This window comes from Vibrio sp. 704, from assembly GCF_033339295.1.
Window position 1 is genome coordinate 1 of sequence record NZ_JAWOUH010000194.1, and the last position, 915, is coordinate 915.

General features: G+C 43.4%; 1 protein-coding gene. It reads right to left on the reverse strand.

All coding sequences use genetic code 11. The features are described 5' to 3' along the window. Positions 1-140: 140 nt before the first annotated feature. Positions 141-915 (reverse strand): HlyD family type I secretion periplasmic adaptor subunit (locus R7R24_RS25410; RefSeq protein WP_318119876.1); only part of this gene is annotated, 775 nt, incomplete at its 5' end.

Below are 915 nucleotides of genomic sequence, written 5' to 3' on the forward strand. Positions count from 1 at the left end.
AAACCATCGGTAGATTGGTTCAATCTTAGCAACATATATCCGATTCAAATACGCTATTTGAAAAAGAAAAATGCCCCACGAGATCTATATCCAACGAGGCATGTAATTGGCGTGAATACGCTTCTTCGAAGACAGAATACCTATTCTTCTCGAAATGCTCGGTTCATGCTTTCTGTCAGTGGCTTAATCAAATAACTCAGCGGTGTTCGAGGCTCAGACAAAATGAGTACTTCGGCGTTCATTCCGGATGTCAAACGGTACTTGGCAACATCATCTTGAGAAATTGAGATTCGCGCTAGGTAATAGTCATCTTGGTTTTCTTGTGACAATTTATCCGCAGAAACAGTCAGCACCGTGCCATCGAGAGGAGCCAATGTTCGTGCATTCAGAGCGGTTAATCGCACATGCGCTTGTTGTCCTGGATTGATCAAGTCAATGTCTTGCGGATTGACTCTTGCTTCAACAAGCAACTTATCATCTTGAGGCACTAACTCTAACAACGTTTGTCCTGAACCAATAACCCCCTTTTCAGTGAACACTTGCATGTTCACTACGCGGCCTGAGATTGGCGCATTGATTGAAGTTCTAGCCACCACATCTTGAGCAGATCGATACTCTTCACGAATGGCAACGACTTCTTTTTTGGTATTCCGCAACTCTTCGACGATTTCATTCAATCTTTCGAGCTTTAACTCTTCTATCTTGGCTTGGTTCTCGTCTAACCTTTTCCCAACGGTTAAAGATTGCCGATCAAGCTGACTTAGAGTACTGCGAACCTCTGCGGCAAGCCGTTTGAGTTGCAACAAAGTGGATTTGCCAGAAAACCCCTTCTGGACCAAAGCTTGGTTACTTGCAATTTCTTCTTCAATAAAGTTGAGGCGCTCTCTTTCGATGACTTTGGTTTGCTTAAGATTT